Raw genomic sequence first — 17,932 nt, 5'->3', positions numbered from 1 at the left:
ATACCCAAACTATGATTCTTTTTTTACTAACTTCTTTACCATATTAAGTTGTTGCACAACAGGCTCATTCCATGGCCCTGAAATTTTATAACTGTATGCAGAAATTTTTTGCATACTTTGATTAATAATTTTGTTCGCAACCCAAGCAGCAACACCTGCGACAGGACCACCAGCAATCGTCGCCACAACAGGCAAGCTTGCTGTGATGTGTGGCGATATTTTCAAATTCAGGTCATAAGTGTGTTTGACCAAATCCAGATCTCCTTTCATGCTCGCATAAGCGACAGGACCATCAAGATAACTGTCTTGTGTCCCCATAATTCCTTTATTCACAATGAAGTTTCCTTGAAAAATATCAAAACTATACCCTTGATGTGCCAAATCACTAAAATCCAATTGTAAGCGGCGTGGAATAGTCTGCAAGCTTAGGATGCTTAATAATTTACCAAGGTCTAATTTTTCTTCCGTCTCCTTGCTTAGATGCGTAATTCTTCCGTTTTTAAGTTGTAAATACATAGTTCCTTTAAGCGAAGCAAGAGAAAATTGATACAAACTTTTTTTCCAGCCCCCATGAAATTCCATATACCCTTTTTTAGCATGAACAGACGGTGTTACATTCCAAAGCTCTAAAGTTTTAGCCAAATTAGTGATATTCAGTTTGACATCAACATTCGTCTGATTTTGATTCTCTTTTTGAATCCATTCTCCTTGGGCATTAAGCTGATATACTGGAGAATTAATCTGACAATATTCCATTTTCCATTTTTCAGCAGTCGATTGACTTTTCAGGGTTAGATTACCAACTTCAATTTTACCCACAGATAAATTGTCAACGCGTAAATTAAGGTTTGGTATTTGATTCGGATGCAGTTGCGTTGTCTCTGCAAGATCATCACCTGCGGTATCAATCTTATCCAAATGTAAATAGCGTAGATGACCACTTAATTCATTTGCAGATGGATGATAGATTAAGTCAGCTGCAATATTTTTTTGTTGCAAATTGAAAGACCAATCCTTATTAGGCAATATTTTTGCTTTGACAATCATTTTATTAAATTGCTGTTTCAAAAAGCCAAGTTTATCTATAGTTACATTAATAATTCGCAGATGTGACACTATAGAGGTATCGGTTTTTTCTGAAGAAAATTGATTGTATATATCTTTCCATTCTTGTAGATCAAATCCTTGTAGAGTACCTACAACTGAAAGCCCTGGTAAATTCTGATTTACAGCATTTGCACTGCCTAAACGTACTTGTCCAGAATCAAAGGCATAACCTTCCTTGGAATTTTTAAACAACAAATCAGTACTTAAACGATTGTCATAATTACCGCGTAAGCGAATTAATTTTTTTGCTTTGAGTTCAAGATTTAACTCAAGTGGCGCTTTTGCATCTGATTTTTTGCCTAAAGGTGCAGGTAAGTTAACATCCAATCCTTCCAAAGAGCTTTTAAAACTAATGCTGTCGGCTTCAGAAGGTTTATCACTTAACTTTAATAAGGCATTCGCATCAAAAGTACCATCCACTAAATCAAGCAATGGTAATTTAAATTGATTCTTCAAAGAATCAACAGAGCATTTTCCATTAATGGCAATCGTTGTAGCAGGCTTGGGTAATTTAACCGATTGAATTTTGATATTCATTGGGTGCCCCAAAATATCAGCAAAAAGGTAGCTGTCTGATACTCCTGTTTCATTAAACATCAACTGGCCCGATAAATTTCGTACAACAAATTGTGCTAACTCATAATTGACCGTAATTGTATTCTTTTTAAACACCACCCGCCCCTTAGCCAGTACTTCATCATTTTCTGGATATAAAGGGACTTCTACACTTAAATTGACTAAAGCTGAGCCTTTAATCGACAACATTTTTAAAAGTGATAGCTTTTTCTTTAGCGGAGAAGCCATAACATAATTCATCATTTTTTGTACTGATGCGTCAATTGTTCCATTTACCAGTAAATTCTCTTTATTCTTTCCAATATCAGCAATGAGCAAATGCATTTCTTTTGTAGGCACTCCATGAAAATTAGCATGGACTATATCAATATTCAGGTTACGGTTTTTTAAATGAATGTATCCATCAATCTCTTTTACAACCTTCCATTTGGAGTTAATCGCAATTTCTCCTCCACTGGCATAGCTCTCTATAGAGAATTCTCCAGTATTATTATCAAAAGGGAAATCTTTCGCTAAACCATTGAGTCTAATTTTTCCACTGGCTTCAGCGATACGTTTCACATCATTCTTTAACCAGAGATACAATTTGGGTTTCATGTATTTTTTAGGTAAAAACACGGTCCATTGCTGCCAATTTTTACCAGCAAACTCTGCACCAAGACGAATATGACCTACAGAGTGGCGAGTCACTTGATCTACAGCACCCTCTATGCTTAACGTTAACTGAGGTTGGTTTATTACAAATCGCTCCATACTAATTCGCAAACCATCACTTAATTCTTTCCAATCAAGAGCACCATTGAATAATGTCAATGTTTGTTCTGGATACCCCTTGACTTTAATTGATGTATTTTCGGAGTCAAGCTCTAAACGTCCTTGATCCGGCTGCCAATTAATAGCACCCGAAAGATTTTTTACTTGAGGAATATTGTCTTTAGCATTCCATCCTAACTGCTCAAATCGTGTTAAAGCATAATTTATTGAATAATCATTAATGGAAAACTTATTCTCACTTTTTTGCAATGTGTCCGTGGTATTTTGAGTTGCAGTTGGAGAAGTTGAAGATTGTGAGTGCTCGTTTGCAAGCGTACTAAAAAATGGAATTGGAGGAATAACTGAAACATTATTATTTAATGTAACAAAAATCTGGGTATCTTTTAAGACTCCCTGAGGTTTCATATCTAATAAGCTCTGGATACTCTTCGGCCAATTAATGGCATTAGACAACAGTGATTCAATAATGATTGATTTTACATATAATAGATAACTTTGTTGCTCCCTATTGTATTTAAGTAATAACTGATTTTCAGGCCATGTCACACCACCAATACGTAATTTGATTGGATCAACATGGAGCTGCCAACCCGATTTATCAGGCTTCCAGGAAAGGTTGGCAAAAAATGATTGAATAAGTTGACTCTGTTGATTGTTCAGTAGCCTCCAAGCGAGTCGCTTAAATGATATCTGTGCTTGTACCGAAGAAACTGCGCCATGATGTACATCAAGCCATAAATTAATATTACCTTTGCCTCCCTCCAAATGCTCTGTTGCCTTTGGAAATAGGCTTTGCCACTGAGCAGGAATTATATTTTTAGCTGAAAAATAAAACTGTCCTTGAATATCCTCAAAGTGGTCAGGATCAAAATACCCATCTCCTAAGAGTTGAAAATCAGTGCTGCTTGTTTGTTCAAGTCGTGCTTCACCCTTAAATTTATAATGTCCTCCACGATTTGCCACTGATATATTTAAACCATTAACAGGGATTAATCCCCCATCACTAAAATGAAAATATGCCGAAACACGTCTGATGATTAAATGTTCTTGCTGTGATAGCCAGATTAAGATTTGTTTCGTTTTCTCTGGGGTCATATCACCGCTATTGAGTGAGTCGGTTGTAACGCCATCAATAGTCCAATGATTATCTATTTCTCTCAAATTCAGGTGCATATCATCAATATAGAGAACTCCAGGTTGTATCTGCCAACTCCATAAGGATTTAAATAAGTTAATACCTACTAACAGCTTATTGATACGAAAATTATGTTTTGAATCGTCACCCAAAGTGACCTGATTCAATTTAAGCACGGGTTGAAACCAATACCATCCGGTTTCCATTGTTTGAATAGTTACAGGTTGTCCTATTAAAATTGATAGATGATGCTCTACTTCCCCCTTATATTCTTTTGCCCAGGGAGTTAGAGAACGGAATATGCTGGATAATACCGCCATAAAAATAATCAGGACAGCTAAAAGCATCCAAATTCTTTTTAGTACTTTGCTCACGCTTAGTGTTCGATTACTCATTGATGTGTTTACTATACCACTGCTTTTGCGCATACTCATCATTTTCTTTTTGTTCGATGCGCTGCAATTTTACTTGTTCGCTCTTGTTAACTCGCTCTACCAATTGGCTAACTCCTTCTTCAGAAATTCTCGCTTGCTTGTAATTAAGTTCGGCCTTAGCCCTTATTTTTCCTAAATATGCTAAATGTGTATTCAATTGTATTAAAGCTGTATCTAAATGGCTAATAAAATCGATGCGGTTACGTAATCGAGCAATGATTGTTCCTTGTTCCCCAATTTTCTCAACTTGCTTTAAATAATCTTGTCGATAACCCACTAACTGCTCATGTTTTATTTTACTTTGCTTGAATTGTTCCTGGGCTTTTAAGAGCTCTTGATAAGCAGCATACGTTGCATCCTTTTTAATTTGCAAAAGTTGTTTTAAACGCTCTAATCGCTGACTCATCCATTAGCTCCAAAAGATGATGCTAAACGGGACAACATATCCACACTTTCCTTATAATCAAGCCGCTCATTAATGCCCTGCTCCATATACTCTCGAATTTTATCTCTAACTTGAATTGCCTTATCGAGATTTGGATCACTTCCTTTAGCATAAGCACCAAGCAATATGAAGTCTTTATTTTTCTCATAAAGCGATAAGTACTTTTTAAATAATAACATATCATCCATTTGCTGCTTAGGTACTATAGTTTGCATGACTCGACTAATAGAGGCTTCCAAATCAATAGCAGGATATTGTCCCTCTTCAGCTATAGACCGACTTAAAACGATATGTCCATCCAAAATAGCTCGTGCTGCATCAGCAATAGGATCTTGTAAATCGTCCCCTTCAGTTAAAACAGTATAAAACGCAGTAATCGAACCGCTTCCAGGTTCTCCATTGCCTGCACGTTCGACGAGTTTTGGTAATTTGGCAAATACCGAAGGTGGATAGCCTTTAGTTGCTGGTGCCTCACCTATAGAAAGCGCAATTTCTCTTTGAGCTTGGGCAAACCGGGTTAAAGAATCCATAAGAAGTAAGACATGTTTGCCCTGATCGCGAAAATATTCAGCAATGCTTGTAGCGACTTTAGCACCGTGTAATCGCATCAGAGGACTTTCATCTGCAGGCGCAGCTACGACAACTGCTCGCTTTAAGCCTTCTTTCCCTAAATTTAATTCAATAAACTCTTTGACTTCCCTACCTCGTTCACCAATCAATCCAACAACTACTACATCCGCTTTTGTAAAACGAGTCATCATGCCTAATAAAACCGATTTTCCTACTCCAGATCCTGCAAATAATCCTATTCGCTGACCACGCCCAACAGTAAGTAATCCATTAATTGCACGTATCCCCACATCTAAAGGTGTATCAATAACAGCTCTTTTTAAAGGATTAATAGCCGGGCTGAGTAAAGGATATGCTTCATTTAACTCAAGACGAGGTCCGTCATCTATAAGTACTCCAGAACCATTTACAACTCGCCCTAGCAATTGGTTTCCTACCTCAACTTGAGCAACACGTCCAGTTGGCGTAATAATCATGCCTGGCGCAAGACCATGGATCGCGCCAATGGACATCAAATATACACGATCATGGCCAAAACCAACTACTTCCGCTTCAATAGTATGTGATTCATCAATGGTAATAAAACAACGCGCACCAACAGGCTGATTAAAACCGTTAGCTTCTAGAGTGAGACCTACTGCTCGGCTTATTCGACCACAATGCAATAATCCCAATTGCTCTTTCTCGCGAATTTCAGACAGTATTTTAACCAAATGAGACTCGTAAACATTCATCGATCAATCCTGATTTTTAATCGGTGCAATCAGATTATCTTGAGTTATATATTTCGAAAATAAAGTTGTTAAACGAGAATATACTCTACCATCTAATTCACTATAATCGCCTTTTAGATAGAAATCACCACGACTTAATGAAGGATCTGCTACCAAAATTTCGTGTAATCCTTCGATGTCCTTTTCACCAAACTCACGTTGAACCCAATTAACATCCTCGGGATGCATGGCAAGTACTTTATAGGCTTTTAAGGAAGGTAATTCTGATTTGATGGAGTTGAACAAGTTTTTTAACTTATCAGGATGTGTGGATAACTCAACACCAATACAATGCTGACTTAACCAAATTACTGTTTGAATTATTTCTTGCGTTACTTGTTCATCCAGAAGTTTTACCGGATTTTTTAGTATTTCAAACCACCGTATGAATTGTTTTCTCTTTTCATTAATTTCTGCCTGCGCCTGTTGCATTCCCTCAGCATAACCTTTCTCGATAGCTTCGTTTTTTAACCGTTCGCATTCCGCAAGAAAACGTTCCTCCTCATTGACTTCTACTTTTGCTTCATTATTTATAATCGATTCGTATTCCCAAGTACTAAACCCTTGATTATTCTCTTTTTTCTTTAAGTAGGGTTCAAATTTATCCGACATATACTTATCATCCTGAAATCATATCCGATCATAAAAAGTAGCTTTTGTAATAAACGCAAAAAATATAGTCCACTGCATTGTTCCAATGCTACAACCTAAATCATCTCATCGCCAGCTTTAGAGCCCAGTGCAATTTTACCCTCTTCAGCAAGACTTTTTGCTATTGATAGAATATCACGTTGTGCGCGCTCTACATCAACAACTTTAACAGGCCCCTGTAATTCAATATCTTCACGCAATAAGTCAGCAGCACGTTTGGACATATTGGAAAATATTTTTTCTTTAGTTGTTTCAGTAGTACCTTTTAAAGCCAGCTTTAATTGTTCAGGGCTCACATCACGCAATAAGGTTTGCATGCTTCGATCGTCCATATCTACTAAATTCTCAAAAACAAACATTTTGTCGCGGATTTTTTCGCTCAGTTCTTGGTCCCAATCTTTAATCTTATTCAGTACTTCTTCTTCCATTGCACCATCGAAATAGTTAATCACATCGGCAACACTCTTAATTCCTCCTACAGAGGCAGTTTTACTAACCTTTTGACCACTGAGTTGTTTTTCGATGACTTGTCCAAGCTCTGAAATGGCCTCAGGCTTAACCGTATCAATATTGCACATGCGCAATAATACTTCCGACCTTTTCTCCACACTAAAATAGCGTACTACTTCAGATGCTTGCTCACTATCCAAATGAATTAATATGGTTGCGATAATTTGCGGATGCTCATTACGAATCACATCAGCAATTAATCGACCATCTAACCATTTTAAGCGATTAAGTCCACTGTCTTTATCAGATACTAGAATTCGATCAATAAATGGAGTTGCTTTTTCCAATCCTAATGCTTCAATGAGTACTGTGCGCAAATAATGCTCTGTATCTACAGTTAAGCTTGTTTGATCCCCAATAGCATTAGTAAATTCAATCAAGACATTTTCCATTTTTGCCTTAGTCACATTACTGAGTGTCGTCATTGCAACACCGACCTTCTGTACTTGTCTCGGCTCTAGGTGTCTTAATACCTCAGCAGCATTTTTTTCACCCATGCTTAATAGCAAAATGGCCGCACGCTCTATTCCATCCATAACTACCCCCGATCAACCCAATTTTTAACAACCTGTGCTACCCGTTTGGGTTCCTTATCAACAACCTGGCGTAATAAATTTAATTGCGACTCATAATCATTTGCGTCTTTGATTGAGATGGTCCCATCATACGTTAAATCACCTATAGGTTGATCATCACTCGCGACATTAGCAACATTTCGGTTACTTGCTAACGTTTTAAGCATGGGTCTTAATACACCAAAAATTAAGGCTAAAACAAATAAAGCAGCCGCTGTTTGCTTCACTATGGACCAGAAAATATCTTTCTGCCAAAAATGCTCTTCAGGAATAGCTGCTACAGGATCGGGTTTAACAAAATCACTATTGATTACATTCAAACTATCACCGCGCTGCGCATTTAACCCAATTGCATCAGCAACAAGCAACTTTATTTGCTTTATTTCCTTTGGAGTCAAAGGAGTTTTCGTCATTTTTTTCGTCTTTTCATCCATTACCGCGCGATTGTCCACCAAAACGGCCACAGTGAGTCGTTTAATTGTTCCTGGTTGATTTTTAGTATGACTAATTGTTTTATCCAACTCAAAATTTTTGGTACTTTGCGTACGCAAATCAGTAGATTGATTTGTATCGGATGCTGCTTGTGCCTGTGCTTGTGCTTGTGGTGGTGCATTTTTAGGGGGAGCATTTTTGGGAGCAAGAGCAGGGTTATTTTGTGGTATATTAGATAAAGTACCAGGTACTCCGACTGCATCATTTGAAGAACTACGTTTTTCTTCCATTGTTTGCTCACTGCGCAAAGAAGGCAATTCTGGATTAAACATTTCTTGCGTTTGTTCGTAACTAGTAAAGTCGATATCAGCAGAAACTTTTGCTCTAACACGACCATACCCAAGTATCGGCGTTAAGATATCTTGAATCTTTTGCGCATATTGATGTTCCATATTTTGTCTGTAATCTAAAAAGCGCTCTGTATCAGAAAAGAGAGTTTGTCCACCGCCTTCATTTAGTAACTGACCATCTTGATCGACCACTGTAACTCGACTTGCAGATAGATTAGGAATACTGGATGCAACCAAATTCACAATAGCGGCTATCGTATGTTTTTTAAGTTCCAAACCTGAATAAACATCAAGAAAAACAGATGCACTCGGTTCATGAGCATCACGAACAAAAGCAGATTCACGTGGAATTGCTAGATGAACTCGGGCTGATTTAATATCATTGAATTTACTTATAGTACGTGCCAATTCAGCTTCCAATGCTTGTTTATAACGTGCATTTTCCATAAATTGGCTGCTATTAAATGCATTAGAGCTGGAAAAAAGCTCTTCTGAACCCACTGGCTCACGTGGTAATCCTTCCATTGCCAATTTAAGACGCACATTTTGCAGATTATCTGCTGCAACCATAACCATGCTGTTGTTACTATCAATCTTAAAATCAATACCATTACGTTCGAGTGCAGATACCACCTCAGCTGCATCACGTGTATTCATTTGTGTGTATAAAGGCACATAATTCGGATCACGAGACCATAAAACTACCGCTAAACCAATTGCTATGCTTGCAGCTATCCCGACTAATAAACCAATTTGTCGGGCAATAGATAGATTTGCAAACTTTGCTGCTACTGTTGATGCACTATCAGCCAATGCCATATCAAGCTCCTAATTATACTGGCATATTCATTATGTCTTGATATGCTTGTACGACTTTGTTACGAACTCGAACAGTAGCCTCAAGCCCCAAATTGGACTTTTGGGTTGCTATCATCACTTCCCCTAAACTGACATTGGGGTCACCCATTTCAAAACGGGTTTTTAAAGCATCTGCAGTTTGGTTTAAATCATTGACTTGATTTAATGCTTGTTGGAATACGGTACCGAAGGGAGATTGATTAGTCTCTGTTTCAATAACTCCACCCTCAGCCTTAGCAGACATTGTCTTTATCTGGTTTAGCAGGTTAACTGTATTAATATCGTTCATATCCCTATTTACCTCATAATTATTTGCTTATTATCCTTGTAGTCTTTGCATTTGTAGCCTGGGTGAAGGCGCAGCCGCAACCCGGGAATTTCTACTTCACAACCCGGGTTGCGGCTGCGCCTTCACCCAGGCTACAAACTAAAAACCTAGCTACAGATTTATTTATACTGTATACCCTTCTTCGCGCATTTTTGCTAGTTTATAACGTAATGTTCGTTCACTCACCCCTAATAACGCAGCCACTTTTTGCCTATTCCCCTCATTCTCCAGTAAAGTTTTTTCGATCAGTTCAAACTCATGAATTTGTAAATTCTTACTGTGAGCTGCCGGCGAGGTTTCAGGAACCAATGTAGTGGTTAATGACAATTGCAAATGCTCTGCTTCTATAATACCTTGTGTTTGTAATACTAATGCTCGTTGAATCACATTATCTAACTCTCTCGCATTTCCCGGCCAAGGGTAAGCCAACATCAGTTTCTGAGCTGCTGGGCAAATCACCGGAACAACAGGCTGTTTATGCTGGCAATGTTTACGAATCAAATAATTTGCTAAGGGAATAATGTCATTCTTTCTTTCACGTAACGGGTGCCACTGCAAAGGAAAAACATTCAAACGGTAAAATAAATCTTCCCTAAAACGCCCTACTTTTACTTCATCCTTAAGCTGCCTATTGGTTGTAGCGAGTATGCGTACATCCAAGCTAATTGTTTTATTGGCACCAATTCGTTCAACTTCTTTCTCTTGTAAAACACGTAGCAACTTAGCTTGTAAGCTTAAGGGCATTTCACTGACTTCATCAAGAAGTAAAGTTCCACCTTGAGCTTGTTCAAACTTTCCAGGAGTTGATTTATAAGCTCCAGTAAATGAACCTTTTTCATAGCCAAATAAAGTAGCCTCCAGCATTTGCTCTGGAATTGCGGCACAATTAATTGCAATAAACGGTTGCTTTTTCCGTGGTGAATGATCATGAATAAAATGGGCTAAAACCTCTTTGCCAGTACCACTTTCTCCGCTAATCATAACACCAACATCGGATTGAGCTACTTTTAATGCCATAGTCAGCAAAGCTTGACTTTTAGGGTCTTTAGCAATGGGTTCTCCGGTATCTTCATCAAACTCTACTTTAATGTATTGATTGATTTTTTCGGTTAATACCTGAGCACTGAATGGCTTTTGTAAATAATCTACCGCACCATGATGAAGCGCATTCACCGCATCTTGTACTGATCCATAAGCGGTCATCAAAATCACAGGCAATCCAAGTCTTCTTTTTTGGATCTCGGCAAGTAACTGATTTCCATCAAGCTCGTCCATACGAATATCCGTTAATACAACCGATGGATTATGGATTTCAAGAAGTGCTAGAGCTTCCTTGCCATCTTTAGCAGTAATATATGTATGGCCAGCAATAGTCATTGTTTCAGCCAGCGCTTCCCTTAATACTGGATCATCTTCAACGATTAAAACGTGACTCATAAAAAAGTCCTTTTTTCTAAGTGTTATAAAAAGGATATCATCCCGAGCATGACAAAACGCTCCCCAAATTTTAAAAGCCAAAATCAGGGGCATTCCATCATACTCAGGATGACGACTCAACATATTACGGCAAAAACAAATTAACTTGTGTACCTACTCCTTCTGCAGATTCCAGGCTTACTCGACCGCCGTGTGCTTTTACTACTGCGTAAACAACTGCCAAACCCAAACCATTCCCTTGAGCTTTTGTAGTATAAAAAGGTGAAAAAGCCTGACTCTTCACCTCTTCTGTCATTCCTTTACCATTGTCCTCTACTGATATTTGTATACCTGAATCATCCATAGATGCAAGTGTTAAATTAATTTCTGTTGCATCAGACTGCAATGAATTGATCACCAAGTTTAAAACAGCACCAATTAATGATTCTGCATGAATTAATGACTCACCAGTAACCAGCTGATTATTCACATTGAATGTTACATCACGAGCTAAAACATAAGGCTGTGCGCGTTGTACCAGTAAAGAACACCAACAATTCATATCCATGCGTGATGGTTCTATTGTAGTACCTCGAGCAAACAGCAATAAGTCCTGAATTTGCTGCTCGATACTGGTATGACATTCTTGCAGTCGATGAATCCAATTTTGAGTGCGCACATCCAAATCAAGAAGATTATTCAAATGTTCTGTGTACAACATTGCCGAAGACAAGGGAGTCCTGATTTGATGTGCAAGCTGTGCAGTCATTGTACCAATTGAGACTAAACGTTTTTCATTCTCTTTCGCTTTTTCATAATCTCTGGTAGCTGTTATGTCAGTTAAACTGACTAATATGCCAGGCAAGCTGTCCAAAGTTGAAATGGCTACATGGACACGACGACCATCTGCAAGAGAAACCTCATGGCCATCATCAGCACGAGGAACAAAAGCACGTAAAATCACATCCAACCATAGAGAATCAAGTAATCCATATCCTAGCATTGCTTCAGCTGGAGGATTTAGCCATACGATACGTCCCTGAGAATTAATAATTACCAAAGCCGTTGGCAAGCTGGATAAAATATCCCACTCAGAAAGAGGTATATGTGGTCTTACCGCACATGTTTGGTAATTAGAATAATGCATACTGGATGAAATTATTATAATTAATAATAAGACTGTAACAAATTTAGGATAAAATGAAAATACATTTAAAATCATAGAATTAATTACTTTAAATTTTAGAGCTTCTTTTTATTGACATCAAATAGTAACCGTGTTAATAATATTGTCATTAAATTAACCAATAATATAGTTTTATGACAATAATGCGTCTCAACATGACTATGCACATGAGCAGCCTGAACACTGTTTTTCAGGTTGGGCATGTGCTGTTGAATGTGGCGCTATAACCTCCCCACATTCCCAATACCAGTGTTCAGGATAAATCTCACCAAAGCGCCCTAGTTAAAAACTCGAGGGCTTATCTATGAGCATATGCATTTTGAAAGGTACAAACAGCGAGTCTATTAGTGAAATTGATTATCCAATTATTAAACAATGTTATCAGGAATTCATTGATGCTTTGGTTAAAAAAGGATTTCTGTTGGAACACATCAAAATCTATTTTGATGATGAGAAGCGACAAATTCATTTTGATTACTATCCTGACGAACTGGATGTTCTAATCACTTATACAAATTTTGATGACGACAAACTGCAACTTCATATAACCCAACAACCCTTTGCATCAAGTTGGTATGGTAATCGCTACGTGCTTTGGCATAATAAATCAGCAGAAGAATACGTATCTGAAATTAAATCGTTGGTCCAATTATCTATTGACCTATCGCAACAAACAAACCATCCCCATACTTGTTGGAACTTCTCCCACGCCTCACATTCTTATCTATCGGTGCCACAAAGAAAGGAAGCACTAAAAAAATCATTTAGTGAGTTAAAAAATAAAAATTCATTCCCCTTAGGAATTTATCTTTGTGAAATTCACCATCATAAATTTCCCAAAAAATTTCTAACTGAAAATTTGGAATACTTTAAACAATTAGGAGTAAAAACTTTGTTTTTTGAATTTCTCTTTTACGATCGACATCAAAAATTGCTTGATGAGTATTTTAATAGCCCAAGCCAAGAACTTCCTACTGAATTGGCTGCCTATTTGCATTTCAAAGATGTAGCAAGCAATTGTGGGTTTTCTGGTTATACTGACATTGTAAAAGCAGCAAAAAAAGCAGGGATTCGTGTGGTTGCCTTGGATACTTATCCTGCCATCTTATCCTATATTAAAAGCTTTAAAATAAAATACCTGGATGGAGATGAACGATTCAGAATCCATAGTTTCAATGGCAATGCAGCTAAAATTATTGAAAAAGAAAGCGGTGGGGAGCCCTATCTGTCGTTCTTAGGTTTTGATCACGGATATATTAGTGGGAATACTCGTTATAAAAACATAAAAAGCGTCGCAGAATTGTTACCAAATACCTGTTCAGTGTTTCTTACAGATAATCAAATAACCTATAAAAATTTCTATGCTCCTTTTTTTAGTCATGACAAACCATTAGTATTTAACTACAGTCGATATGATGAAGCAGGAGCAAATATCATTGAGTCAAATTGGAATGTTTTGGATTGCAAATTATGAGGGTGCCCTGTAGTTCGGATTATGACTCTTGATTTTTTTTATCCAATGATTTTAAAAACGCTAGCTTTTCTGCAATTTTTATTTCCAAGCCGCGTGGTACGGGTTTATACCATTCGGGCTCCTGCATTCCTTCGGGTAAATAATGTTCTCCAGCAGCATATGCATGCGGTTCATCATGAGCATAACGATATTTTTTTCCATAGCCTAACTCTTTCATCAAACGAGTAGGTGCATTACGCAAATGGACGGGCACTTCCCGAGATTTATCACGTTTTACAAAATCCATCGCTTGGTTAAAAGCAACATACCCTGCATTACTTTTTGCAGCGATTGATAGATAAATAACAGCCTGTCCTAGTGCAAGCTCTCCTTCCGGAGAACCTAATCGTTCATAGGTTACTGCAGCATCGTTTGCAATTTGGATCGCACGAGGATCAGCTAAACCAATATCTTCCCAAGCCATTCTTACAATACGCCGAGCTAAATAACGAGGATCCACTCCTCCATCTAACATACGACAAAGCCAGTAAAGAGCAGCATCAGGATTAGAACCACGTACTGACTTATGTAACGCAGAAATTTGATCGTAAAAATTTTCTCCACTTTTATCAAAACGCCTGACTTGTTCTGCCAAGACATTCATAACAAATTCTTTAGTCACATGAACATTATTCATTGCAGTACATGCAGTATGTAATTGTTCAAGACTATTCAATAATCGTCGGGCATCGCCATCAGCAAATCCAAGGAGCATTTCTATAGCATCATCATCAAATTGAATAGGAGATAAAACCGCTTGATGCGCTTTTTGAAATAATTGCCTCAATTCTTCATCAGTTAAAGATTTTAAAACATAGACCTGAGCACGTGATAACAAAGCGGAATTTACTTCAAAAGAAGGATTTTCCGTTGTAGCACCTATAAAAGTTACTAGACCTGATTCAGTATATGGTAATAGCGCATCTTGTTGCGCTTTATTGAAACGATGAATTTCATCAATGAACAATATAGTGTGTTGACCATGAGTTAGATTTTCCTGTGCTTTTTCAACTGCCGCACGGATATCCTTAACCCCCGAAAACACTGCAGAAAGTGCAATCCATTCACAATCAAACGCTTCTGCAGCAATACGGGCAATTGTTGTTTTACCAACTCCAGGTGGTCCCCATAAAATCATTGAATGAAGTTTTTTACTTGCAAAACTAAGTCGCAAAGATTTACCTTCACCTAATAAATGACTTTGTCCAATTACTTCGTCTAAGTTTTTAGGTCTTAAAAGTTCTGCTAAAGGTGGTTCAGGCATTGTTTTAAACAAACTCATTGCTGTACCACATCAACCCCTTTAGGCGTTTTGAATTGAAACAAACTAGCTGCCAATTTAGGGTTTGATTTAATTTGTGATAATTGAACCGTAGTCACTTGGCCTAATTGATCGTATAACTCCAATCCAGTAAGGTTATTTTGGCGAAACACCAGTTTTATTCGTTGGAAATTTGCTTTAGGTGACTTTGACTTCAGATCAAAAACCAACTCATTACCTACATTGCTCTGAGTCACAGTAAAATCTCGGGTTACTGTATTATCATAGCCACTTAAGAACAAAGCAGCAGTACCCCCTAAACCTTTTCGTTGCGTTTTAACAGTTACTTGCTCTAAGTCTTTATCATAAACCCAAATTCTCTGACCATCAGCTACCATTAATTGCGCCATAGGTTGAACGGTTTGCCAACGAAATCTACCAGGTCTCTGTAATGCCATAGTTCCTGATGAGTTAGATACTATCCGATGTTTTGCTTTTACTGTTTGCTTAAACACAGCAGTCATCGAACGAATCCCATTTAATTTAGTCTGCAGTAACACATCGGGGGTTTCACTAAATACAGCAGTAGAAACACTTAAAAGTAATGCGATCACTATTTTTTTCATTGTTAATCCTCCGTCACAGATGACACTAAGACATCTCGATAACCACCATCTAATGGGCCTACAATTCCTGTTCGCTCCATTTCTTCAACCATTCGAGCTGCTCTGTTGTAGCCTATCTTTAAACGTCGTTGTACTGCAGAAATACTGGCCTTACGTGTTTGAATCACGAACTCAACAGCTTGATCATAAAGAGGATCATCATCTTCGACAGATTGACCATCTTCATCAGAGCCTCCCTCATTACCGTCAGCCGTCAACTTTAAAATATCATCAATATAATCAGGCTCTCCACGAGATCGCCAATCATCCGCAATACGATGTACTTCTTTGTCGTCAACAAAAGCGCCATGAACTCGTAAAGGCGCCCCGCTTCCTGGTGCTAAATACAACATGTCCCCATGTCCTAATAATTGTTCAGCACCTTGTTGATCTAATATAGTACGAGAATCAATTTTTGATGAAACTTGGAATGACATTCGCGTCGGAATATTTGATTTAATCAACCCAGTCAAAACATCTACAGAAGGTCTTTGGGTTGCAAGAATCATATGAATTCCTGCTGCACGAGCTTTTTGAGCAATACGAGCAATTAACTGCTCCACTTTCTTGCCCACAACCATCATCATATCTGCAAGCTCATCAATCACGACAACAATATGTGGTAAAAGCTCCAACTCTGGAGCAGTTTCATCCATTGAATCAACAGGCTTCCATAAAGGATTAACGATGGGTTGACCATTGGCAATGCCCTCGGAAATTTTACTATTAAAACCTGCCAAGTTTCTTACGCCCAAAGCAGCCATCAACTTATAACGTCGCTCCATTTCTTCAACGCACCAACGCAAAGCACTGGCAGCCTCTTTCATATCGGTGACGACAGGGGTTAATAAATGCGGTATTCCATCATAAACTGATAGTTCCAACATCTTAGGATCAACCATAATTAAGCGTACCTGGTCTGGAGTTGCCTTAAACAAGATACTTAAAATCATCGCATTAATACCAACTGACTTACCTGATCCTGTTGTTCCAGCAACCAATAAATGAGGCATTTTTGCCAAATCAACAACTACCGGGTGGCCCGCAATATCTACACCTAGGGCCAAGGTAATTGGCGAATGAGCCTGCTGGTATACATCCGCTAATAAAACATCCGATAGTCGAACAGTCTCTCGTGAATGATTCGGCAGCTCTAGACCTACTACAGTTTTACCTGGAATTACTTCAACTACTCGAACTGAAATTACGGATAAAGAACGAGCGAGATCTTTAGCCAAAGCAGTCAGTTTGCTCACTTTGACGCCAGCAGCCAATTGCAATTCAAAACGGGTTACTACAGGTCCTGGGTGCACAGCCACTACACCCGCTTGGATACCGAAATCGAGTAAGTGTTGCTCTACCTCCCGCGATAAATTCTCCAATTCTTGATGGGTATATCCGCCCATAGGTTTACCGGGTTGACCTTTATCCAGTAAGCTGAGTGATGGCAAATCACCTGAGGTACTCACTTTGGGAATGCGGATTTCTTTTACTTCTTTAACCAGTTTGACAATTTCAGGTTTTACCTCATGAGTCATTAAAACAGGAGGAGCACTCACTTCTTTTTCCTTCTCTGCTTTAGGTTTAAATAATTTAGGAGCAGGTTTTTCTCGCGGTATTTTCGATGTTATAGCGATTTTGCTTGATTTAGAACGCTCAACTTGTGACTTAATAAATGATAGTGTTTTCTGTACTGCTTTAGAAACATAATTTACAGCAAATAAAGTATAAAAACCTATCAGTTCGATCGCTTTTATCCAGGACAAACCAGTTAGCCAAGTAGTCCCCACTAAGAGCATGGCTAATAGAACTAAACTTGCCCCATGCAAATTGAGCATTTGGTACCAACCACCACCAACTGCTTGTCCTACGAATCCCCCAGCGCCATGGACGGAATCCAATTGATTCATTTCGGCTTCAAGACTTAATAAGCCACACCCTCCTGCAAACATGAGCATTAAACCAACGGAACGAAGTAGTAAAACGAATTTATCAAGACTCTTTAAAGCGCGTAAATCTTGTAATAGAGCCCAGGAGATATAAACAAAGGCAATCGGTACCAAATAAGCAAAATAGCCAAATACAAAATAAAGTGCATCAGCAATATAAGCGCCTACTTGCCCACCCGAATTCACAACAACAGTTCCAGCTCTTGAACCATGTGAAAAGCCCGGATCACTGATTTTATAAGTGAGCAATGACAAGAGCACAAAAAGAGCGCTTGTTAAAATTAATATAAAACTACCCTCGCTAAGTCGCTTTACAACATAGGTAGGCATATGTTTTTTAGAACTGCTCGCTTTTTTTCCTGAATGTTGTTTTTCCATAGGTATTTTCATATCTTCGTTTTTGTCATAATATTCGCCATCTTAA

Annotated in this window: 13 protein-coding genes; 1 reads left to right on the top strand and 12 read right to left on the bottom strand. The window is 38.2% G+C overall.

From position 1 onward, the window contains the following. Positions 1 to 9: 9 nt before the first annotated feature. The 9 genes from Lstg_RS01260 to Lstg_RS01220 form a co-directional block, all read right to left on the bottom strand. Positions 10 to 3,987: a YhdP family protein gene (locus Lstg_RS01260; RefSeq protein WP_058475844.1), complete on the bottom strand. Its 3,978-nt coding sequence runs from the start codon at positions 3,985 to 3,987 to the stop codon at positions 10 to 12. Then, positions 3,980 to 4,432 carry a flagellar export protein FliJ gene (fliJ, locus tag Lstg_RS01255; protein WP_058475843.1) on the bottom strand — a complete coding sequence of 151 codons (453 nt, stop codon included), beginning with the start codon at positions 4,430 to 4,432 and terminating at the stop codon, positions 3,980 to 3,982. The genes Lstg_RS01260 and fliJ overlap by 8 nt, the downstream gene beginning before the upstream one ends. Further along, positions 4,429 to 5,775 carry a flagellar protein export ATPase FliI gene (gene fliI, locus Lstg_RS01250; protein ID WP_058475842.1) on the bottom strand — a complete coding sequence of 449 codons (1,347 nt, stop codon included), beginning with the start codon at positions 5,773 to 5,775 and terminating at the stop codon, positions 4,429 to 4,431. The genes fliJ and fliI overlap by 4 nt, the downstream gene beginning before the upstream one ends. A gap of 3 nt (positions 5,776 to 5,778) precedes the next feature. Further along, a complete protein-coding gene (locus Lstg_RS01245) occupies positions 5,779 to 6,426 on the bottom strand; it encodes a flagellar assembly protein FliH (RefSeq protein WP_058475841.1) in 648 nt (215 codons plus the stop codon). Between the two features lie 95 nt (positions 6,427 to 6,521). Continuing rightward, positions 6,522 to 7,511 (bottom strand): flagellar motor switch protein FliG, encoded by a 990-nt coding sequence (gene fliG, locus Lstg_RS01240; RefSeq protein WP_058475840.1) that lies wholly within the window; start codon positions 7,509 to 7,511, stop codon positions 6,522 to 6,524. A gap of 2 nt (positions 7,512 to 7,513) precedes the next feature. Continuing rightward, the gene (gene fliF, locus Lstg_RS01235) at positions 7,514 to 9,151 is read right to left on the bottom strand and encodes a flagellar basal-body MS-ring/collar protein FliF (RefSeq protein WP_058475839.1); all 1,638 of its coding nucleotides are present in this window, start codon (positions 9,149 to 9,151) and stop codon (positions 7,514 to 7,516) included. 13 nt (positions 9,152 to 9,164) lie between these two features. After that, positions 9,165 to 9,479, bottom strand: coding sequence for a flagellar hook-basal body complex protein FliE (fliE, locus tag Lstg_RS01230; RefSeq protein WP_058475838.1), 315 nt, complete (start codon positions 9,477 to 9,479; stop codon positions 9,165 to 9,167). A 162-nt stretch (positions 9,480 to 9,641) separates the two neighbouring features. Further along, on the bottom strand, positions 9,642 to 10,955 hold the full coding sequence (locus tag Lstg_RS01225; RefSeq protein ID WP_058475977.1) for a sigma-54-dependent transcriptional regulator: 1,314 nt from the start codon (positions 10,953 to 10,955) through the stop codon (positions 9,642 to 9,644). A 124-nt stretch (positions 10,956 to 11,079) separates the two neighbouring features. Beyond that, on the bottom strand, positions 11,080 to 12,081 hold the full coding sequence (locus tag Lstg_RS01220) for an ATP-binding protein (RefSeq protein WP_058475976.1): 1,002 nt from the start codon (positions 12,079 to 12,081) through the stop codon (positions 11,080 to 11,082). 343 nt (positions 12,082 to 12,424) lie between these two features. Here Lstg_RS01220 and Lstg_RS01215 point away from each other — a divergent pair, with 343 nt between their 5' ends. After that, positions 12,425 to 13,594, top strand: a complete 1,170-nt coding sequence (locus Lstg_RS01215) for a TraB/GumN family protein (RefSeq protein WP_058475837.1) — start codon at positions 12,425 to 12,427, stop codon at positions 13,592 to 13,594. 19 nt (positions 13,595 to 13,613) lie between these two features. Here Lstg_RS01215 and Lstg_RS01210 read toward each other — a convergent pair whose 3' ends face one another. The 3 genes from Lstg_RS01210 to Lstg_RS01200 are packed head-to-tail and all read right to left on the bottom strand — an operon-like array spanning position 13,614 to position 17,886. Beyond that, positions 13,614 to 14,915 carry a replication-associated recombination protein A gene (locus tag Lstg_RS01210; RefSeq protein WP_058475836.1) on the bottom strand — a complete coding sequence of 434 codons (1,302 nt, stop codon included), beginning with the start codon at positions 14,913 to 14,915 and terminating at the stop codon, positions 13,614 to 13,616. Then, positions 14,912 to 15,520 carry an outer membrane lipoprotein periplasmic chaperone LolA gene (lolA, locus tag Lstg_RS01205; protein WP_058475835.1) on the bottom strand — a complete coding sequence of 203 codons (609 nt, stop codon included), beginning with the start codon at positions 15,518 to 15,520 and terminating at the stop codon, positions 14,912 to 14,914. The genes Lstg_RS01210 and lolA overlap by 4 nt, the downstream gene beginning before the upstream one ends. 2 nt (positions 15,521 to 15,522) lie before the next feature. Continuing rightward, a complete protein-coding gene (locus tag Lstg_RS01200; protein WP_058475834.1) occupies positions 15,523 to 17,886 on the bottom strand; it encodes a DNA translocase FtsK in 2,364 nt (787 codons plus the stop codon). Positions 17,887 to 17,932 lie beyond the last annotated feature (46 nt).

The organism is Legionella steigerwaltii, assembly GCF_001468065.1.
Classification (GTDB): Bacteria; Pseudomonadota; Gammaproteobacteria; order Legionellales; family Legionellaceae; genus Legionella; species Legionella steigerwaltii.
The sequence above is the reverse complement of the archived record's forward strand: the minus strand, read 5'-3'. Positions and strand labels throughout refer to the sequence as shown.